The organism is Pseudogracilibacillus sp. ICA-222130, assembly GCF_037892545.1.
In the GTDB taxonomy this organism is placed as follows: Bacteria; Bacillota; Bacilli; order Bacillales; family Amphibacillaceae; genus Pseudogracilibacillus.
In genome coordinates, this window is sequence record NZ_JBBKBG010000057.1 from 1 (window position 1) to 5,681 (window position 5,681).

Consider the following 5,681-nt stretch of genomic DNA (forward strand, 5'->3'; position numbering starts at 1 on the left):
AAATTCAGATGCAACAAATGCAAAAACAGATGCAATAAACAAAATTCAGATGCAGCGAACGCGAATTTAGATACAAAAATCCCCTTCATGTGGGTCACGAACTCTCACATGAAGGGGATAAAATTTTATTTTGCTGCTTGTAGCATAGTTAAAGCAATGCGGCCACGTTTCACATCTACTTCGTCCACCCAAACAGTTACCACTTCACCAACCGAGACAACATCCATTGGGTGTTTCACAAAATGATTGGCTAATTTTGAAATATGAACGAGTCCATCTTGTCCAACTCCAATATCGACGAACGCACCAAAGTCAACGACATTACGAACGGTTCCTTCCATTTCCATTCCTGCTTCTAAATCTTCTAACGATAACACTTTTTGCTTTAAAATTGGTTGTGGGAAATCATCACGTAAATCACGACCAGGACGACTTAATGCTTCCACAATATCTTGTAATGTTGGTACACCAACAGTCAATTTTTCTGCTAATACATTTAAATCTACTTTTGCCAATGCTTCACGAACCTCATCAGAACCTACATCATCTAGAGAAAATCCGATTTCTGTCAACAATGCTTTCGTTACATCATAACTTTCAGGGTGGATCGGTGTCATATCAAGTGGATTGGCACCATCAATGACACGTAAGAAACCAATACTCTGCTCATATGTCTTCGGTCCAAGACGTGGAACTTTTTTCAATTGTGTTCGATTTGAAAATTTGCCTAAATCCTCACGAGCGACGACGATATTTTTCGCAATCGTTTTACTTAAACCAGCGACATGCTCTAACAAGGAAGCTGAAGCAGTATTCACATTCACACCGACTTGGTTTACAGCTGTTTCTACGACGAAATCAAGGGATTGCGTTAATTCCTTTTGACTTACATCATGTTGGTATTGTCCGACACCAATTGATTTTGGATCAATTTTTACTAATTCTGCAAGTGGATCTTGAACTCTTCTTCCGATCGACACGGCACTTCGTTCTTCCACCTCTAAATCTGGAAACTCTTCTCGAGCCAATTCAGAAGCAGAGTAAACACTTGCCCCAGCTTCATTGACAATGATATAAGGTATATCTAAATTATTTTGATCAATGACATCCGCAATAAATTGTTCCGTCTCACGTGAAGCAGTTCCATTTCCAATAGCAATTAATTTAATCGGATATTTCTCGACTAAATTTAGCACAATTTTTTCAGCGCCTTTTACATCATTTCGAGGTGCTGTCGGGAACATGACCCCTACTTCTAACATTTTTCCTGTTTCATCGACGACCGCTAACTTACAACCAGTACGAAATGCTGGGTCGACACTTAGTATCACACGACCTTTTAACGGTGGTTGTAATAATAAATTACGTAAATTCTCTGAGAAAACATTAATCGCCTGTGTTTCAGCTGTTTCCGTTAAACGTGCACGAATTTCTCGTTCAACCGACGGCTCAATTAAACGTTTATAACTATCTTCCATCGCCACTTCCAATAATTTAGCACAATCCTCTGACTGCACTTTTCCAATCACTTTTCTTTGTAAAAATTGCATAATTTTTTCTTCTGGTGCTACTACTTTCACGCGAAGGACATCTTCTTTTTCCCCACGGTTAATCGCCAACGTACGATGGGACACGAGAGAACGGATCGCCTCATCGTATTCATAGTACATTTTGAAAATTTCCTTCTCATCTTTTTCTGCATTTTTTACGGCTGTTTCGATCGTCCCTAATTTCCAAGTCGTTTCACGTATGTAATCACGGTATGCTGGATCATCTGAAATCCACTCCGCTATAATGTCGCTTGCTCCCGCAAGTACGTCTTCTACCGTAGACAGTTCATGCTCTTCAGAGAAAAATGATTCCGCGATCGCTTCTATATTGTCGATTGACTGTGTAAAAATCTGTTCTGCTAATGGCTCTAAACCTTTTTCCTTTGCAATAGTTGCACGGGTACGACGTTTTTGACGATATGGACGATATAAATCTTCCACTCGTTGTAGCTTTGTTGCCGTTTCAATATCTTTTTGTAATTCCTCTGTCAATTTTCCTTGTTCATCAATTAAACGAATCACTTCTTCTTTTCGTTCTGCCAATTGGACGGCATATTGCCAATGGTCTTGAATATCTTTTATTTGCACTTCATCTAGTCCACCAGTTGCTTCCTTACGATAACGAGCAATAAATGGCACCGTATTTCCTTCGTCTAATAACTGGATTACTTGTTGTACAATCGCTTGTTTTAATTGTAATTCTTTCGCTACTAATTCCATTACATGCGTTTGATCGCTCATTTTGCATTCTCCTTCCATCATCCTATTTTATCATAGGAATCCCCTATCACAAAAAAGAGATTGGAGTGTACATTTCTCCAACCTCTTCTTATTCAACCGTTGAAACTTCGCCTCGACCTTTTTCCAATTCATCTTTTAATTTTTTCAATGCTTTACGTTGTAAACGAGACACATGCATTTGTGAAATACCTAATAATTCCCCAACTTCTTTTTGGCTTAAATTTTCAAAGAAAATGAGTTTTAATATTTCTTGTTCACGGTTGTCCAACACTGGAAAAATTTTTTCTAACACCATATGTAAATCAACTTTTTCATAATATTCGTCTTCTAAACCGACTAAATCTAAAATGGAAACCGTGTTCCCTTCTCCATCTGATTCATGTTTATAATCGACAGATAAAGCGCGATAACTTTTTGTCATTTCCATCGTCTCTAGCACTTCTTCTTCTGTCACTTCAAGGTAAGACGCTATATCTTGTACTGTCGGGGATCGCTGTAAATCATTCGTCAATGTTTCTACCGCACGATTAATTTTTGGGCCTAATTCTTTAATACGCCTGGGAACATGAACACTCCACGTTTTATCACGAATATAACGTTTTATTTCGCCGATAATCGTCGGGATGGCAAATGCTTCAAACGTTTTACCGAATTCCGGATCAAAACGTTCCGCAGCCATTAATAAACCAATCATCCCAACTTGTGCTAAATCTTCATGATTTCCCCGGCTCTGAGAATATTTGCGTGCTAAAGAATGAACAAGCCCTTCAAAATGAAGGACTAATTTTTCTTTTACTATCTCATTATCTGATTCTTGTTGGAGAAGCTCAATCCAACGGTATACTTCGTCTTCTTCAGTTTGTTGTTTGGACTTTGTCATCGACTTCCACCCCAGTTTCATCGAGAAACTTTGTCATTAATACTACGACACCATACTCGTTATTAATTTCAACTTTATCCATTAAGGCGTTAATCAAATACAGTCCAAAACCCCCTTCACGCATTTGAGTTACGGGTTTCATTTCATTTATTTGATTCATCGGGCCGATGCGATTTTTTACATCTTCAAAATTGAAACTCTCTCCTTGATCCGCTACCATCATTTCAATTTTGTCTGCATACACTCCAAAACCAATTCTTACTTCTCCACGATCTTCCTTCTCATAAGCATGTGTGACAACGTTCGTCACTGCTTCAGATAAAGCAATTTTTAAATCTTCAATTGCTTCATATGAAAAGCCCATACGGCTAGCAATTCCAGAAATTGTTAAACGAACAACCCCGACATAAGCCGGTTTTGCCGGAATTTTCATTTCAATAAAATCAAACTGCGTCATCTTTATCTTCCCTCCTGAACGATCATTTCGGTACGACATTCATTATTTCATGTAATCCGGTCACTTGGAATAATCTTAATACACGATCCTTTACATGAATAATTTCTATTATACTATTATGTTGTTTCGATGATTTATATGCATTTATAAACACACCTAGACCTGTACTATCTAAGTATGAAATATTTTCCAAATCTATTTTAATCTTATGTCCTGCTTTTTCTGTTAACGGGATTAATTTATCTCTTAATGCTGGGGCGGTATATACGTCAATTTCCCCGGATAATTGTACGATTGATTTTTTCCCTTCGTCCTTTATGTCTATGTTTAAATTCATTGTCGTCACCTCTTTTTTCACCTACTCCATCTTCAATACTGTTATACCCAAACTACCAAAAGATTAAACAAATCTTTTAATAATTAATAATGTAAAGTCGTCTTTTAATTGAAAATCTTCCATTTGTTTAAAGTAATTGTACACACTCTCTACTTGTTTCTGTGCCGACAAGTGAGAAAACTTTTGAATTACTTCTATTAATTCTTGCTTTGTAATGAAACGATCGCCTCGTTTACACTCTGTTACACCGTCTGTTAACAAAATGATGCTATCGCCTACTTCAATTTCTAACGTATATTCCTCATATTGCGCTTTTTTCACTACACCAAGCACAATTCCTTTTGCTTCCATTTCCTCGTAACGATCCGTTTCTTTCCGATAAATAAAACCAGGTTCATGTCCAGCCGAGGCAAATTTAAAGACATTTGTCGCTAAATTATACTGTCCAAATAACATCGTAATAAAAATATTCGCCGTGACATTTCGTTCCACAATATGATTTAAATTCCGAAGCACTGTTGGTGGACACATAGATTCATCATAAAATATATCCATCGCATATTTAATCATCGACATGCTTAGTGCTGCAGGCACCCCTTTTCCAATGACGTCTGCAATTCCAAAGTTTAAAATACCATCTTCGCCTTCTGTAAAATGGTAGTAATCTCCGTTCAGTTGACGATATGGGACACTAATAGCTCCGATATCTAACGTTTTATATGTAGGAATTTCTGTTTTTAGTAATGTTTTTTGCATATTTGCCGCAACCTGAATTTCCGATTTTAATTCAAGGCGCTCTGTGTTTAATTGTTCGAATTTACTATTTGCAACACGGTATGCAATTAATGATTCCAATAAAAATTGCAAGGATTGTTTGTATTCACCAGCTGTTTCACCGTAAATAGAGTCCATCGCTTTCATATGTATACGGACAATCTCTTCTGGGAAAATATTTCGATTCACAAAAGAGGAACTCATTACCTTCGCTTTCATTAAATACTTTTCATCATTCGTTTGCAAAAATTTCTCTAACATTTCTGTATATATCTGTGTATCTTTTCCAATGTTTTGCATATGCTTCAGTCCCCCTGTCTATTTTATGTTAGAACCTAACATATGTTCATGTTATCGTATAAACTTAATGGTAAACGGAATTCTATACCATTCTCCTTGATAGGCTTTTATTGCACCAATAATCGTAAAGATGATGACTAAAAATCCAACAATGGGAAATAAAATAAATCCAATTAATAAGACTTTCAAAATAACTGCAACAATTCCATAAATGACGAATGAAATCAAAAAGTTAAGATAGTTTTTTCCGTGAAAATCTACAAACTTTGAATCGTCCCTTTTTAATAGCCAAATAATAAGAGGTCCAATAATCGTGGTGAAAAAACTCGTTAAATAAATAAGCATCGCAAAAATTCGCTCATCTTTATTCGGTTCCACATAATACGTATCGCCATCTGCAAAAATCGTCGTTCGATTGTTTGTCATTTTATCCTCCAATATAATTATATCGTTATAAAAATAATATCACTTTTTAGTTTTATTTGCTATATGGGAAAGGGCTTATTGTGTTCATAAAAGAAATTATATATTAGTCATTTTCGTTAGGTAATTGGAACTACAAAAAATAGGTATAAAACTAAACTAATTTAGATAAAGTTAACACGTGGTTTTGTCTCATTCGTCCTCCGATTTTCCATATAC

The 5,681-nt window shown here is 36.3% G+C and carries 6 protein-coding genes; all 6 read right to left on the reverse strand.

What is annotated here, in order from left to right:
- Positions 1 to 125: 125 nt before the first annotated feature.
- The 6 genes from WKT09_RS13410 to WKT09_RS13435 all read right to left on the reverse strand — a co-directional run bounded on the left by WKT09_RS13410 (position 126) and on the right by WKT09_RS13435 (position 5,465).
- Entirely contained in the window at positions 126 to 2,291 is a 2,166-nt protein-coding gene (locus WKT09_RS13410) for a Tex family protein (RefSeq protein ID WP_340416514.1), read from the reverse strand.
- Positions 2,292 to 2,379: 88 nt separating this feature from the next.
- Complete coding sequence (sigB, locus tag WKT09_RS13415) at positions 2,380 to 3,171, reverse strand: RNA polymerase sigma factor SigB (protein WP_340416515.1); 792 nt, start codon at positions 3,169 to 3,171, stop codon at positions 2,380 to 2,382.
- Positions 3,146 to 3,628, reverse strand: coding sequence for an anti-sigma B factor RsbW (rsbW, locus tag WKT09_RS13420; protein ID WP_340416516.1), 483 nt, complete (start codon positions 3,626 to 3,628; stop codon positions 3,146 to 3,148). The genes sigB and rsbW overlap by 26 nt, the downstream gene beginning before the upstream one ends.
- Positions 3,629 to 3,650: 22 nt before the next feature.
- Complete coding sequence (locus WKT09_RS13425; RefSeq protein WP_340416517.1) at positions 3,651 to 3,965, reverse strand: anti-sigma factor antagonist; 315 nt, start codon at positions 3,963 to 3,965, stop codon at positions 3,651 to 3,653.
- A gap of 63 nt (positions 3,966 to 4,028) precedes the next feature.
- The gene (locus WKT09_RS13430; protein ID WP_340416518.1) at positions 4,029 to 5,039 is read right to left on the reverse strand and encodes a PP2C family protein-serine/threonine phosphatase; all 1,011 of its coding nucleotides are present in this window, start codon (positions 5,037 to 5,039) and stop codon (positions 4,029 to 4,031) included.
- Between the two features lie 51 nt (positions 5,040 to 5,090).
- Positions 5,091 to 5,465: a DUF4870 domain-containing protein gene (locus WKT09_RS13435; protein WP_340416519.1), complete on the reverse strand. Its 375-nt coding sequence runs from the start codon at positions 5,463 to 5,465 to the stop codon at positions 5,091 to 5,093.
- Positions 5,466 to 5,681 lie beyond the last annotated feature (216 nt).

Excerpts from the sequence above, each read along its gene's own strand:
- rsbW (WP_340416516.1), bottom strand. The coding sequence starts at position 3,628 with ATGACGCAGTTTGATTTTATTGAAATGAAAATTCCGGCAAAACCGGCT.
- WKT09_RS13410 (WP_340416514.1), bottom strand. The coding sequence starts at position 2,291 with ATGAGCGATCAAACGCATGTAATGGAATTAGTAGCGAAAGAATTACAA.
- WKT09_RS13430 (WP_340416518.1), bottom strand. The coding sequence starts at position 5,039 with ATGCAAAACATTGGAAAAGATACACAGATATATACAGAAATGTTAGAG.
- WKT09_RS13425 (WP_340416517.1), bottom strand. The coding sequence starts at position 3,965 with ATGAATTTAAACATAGACATAAAGGACGAAGGGAAAAAATCAATCGTA.
- sigB (WP_340416515.1), bottom strand. The coding sequence starts at position 3,171 with ATGACAAAGTCCAAACAACAAACTGAAGAAGACGAAGTATACCGTTGG.
- WKT09_RS13435 (WP_340416519.1), bottom strand. The coding sequence starts at position 5,465 with ATGACAAACAATCGAACGACGATTTTTGCAGATGGCGATACGTATTAT.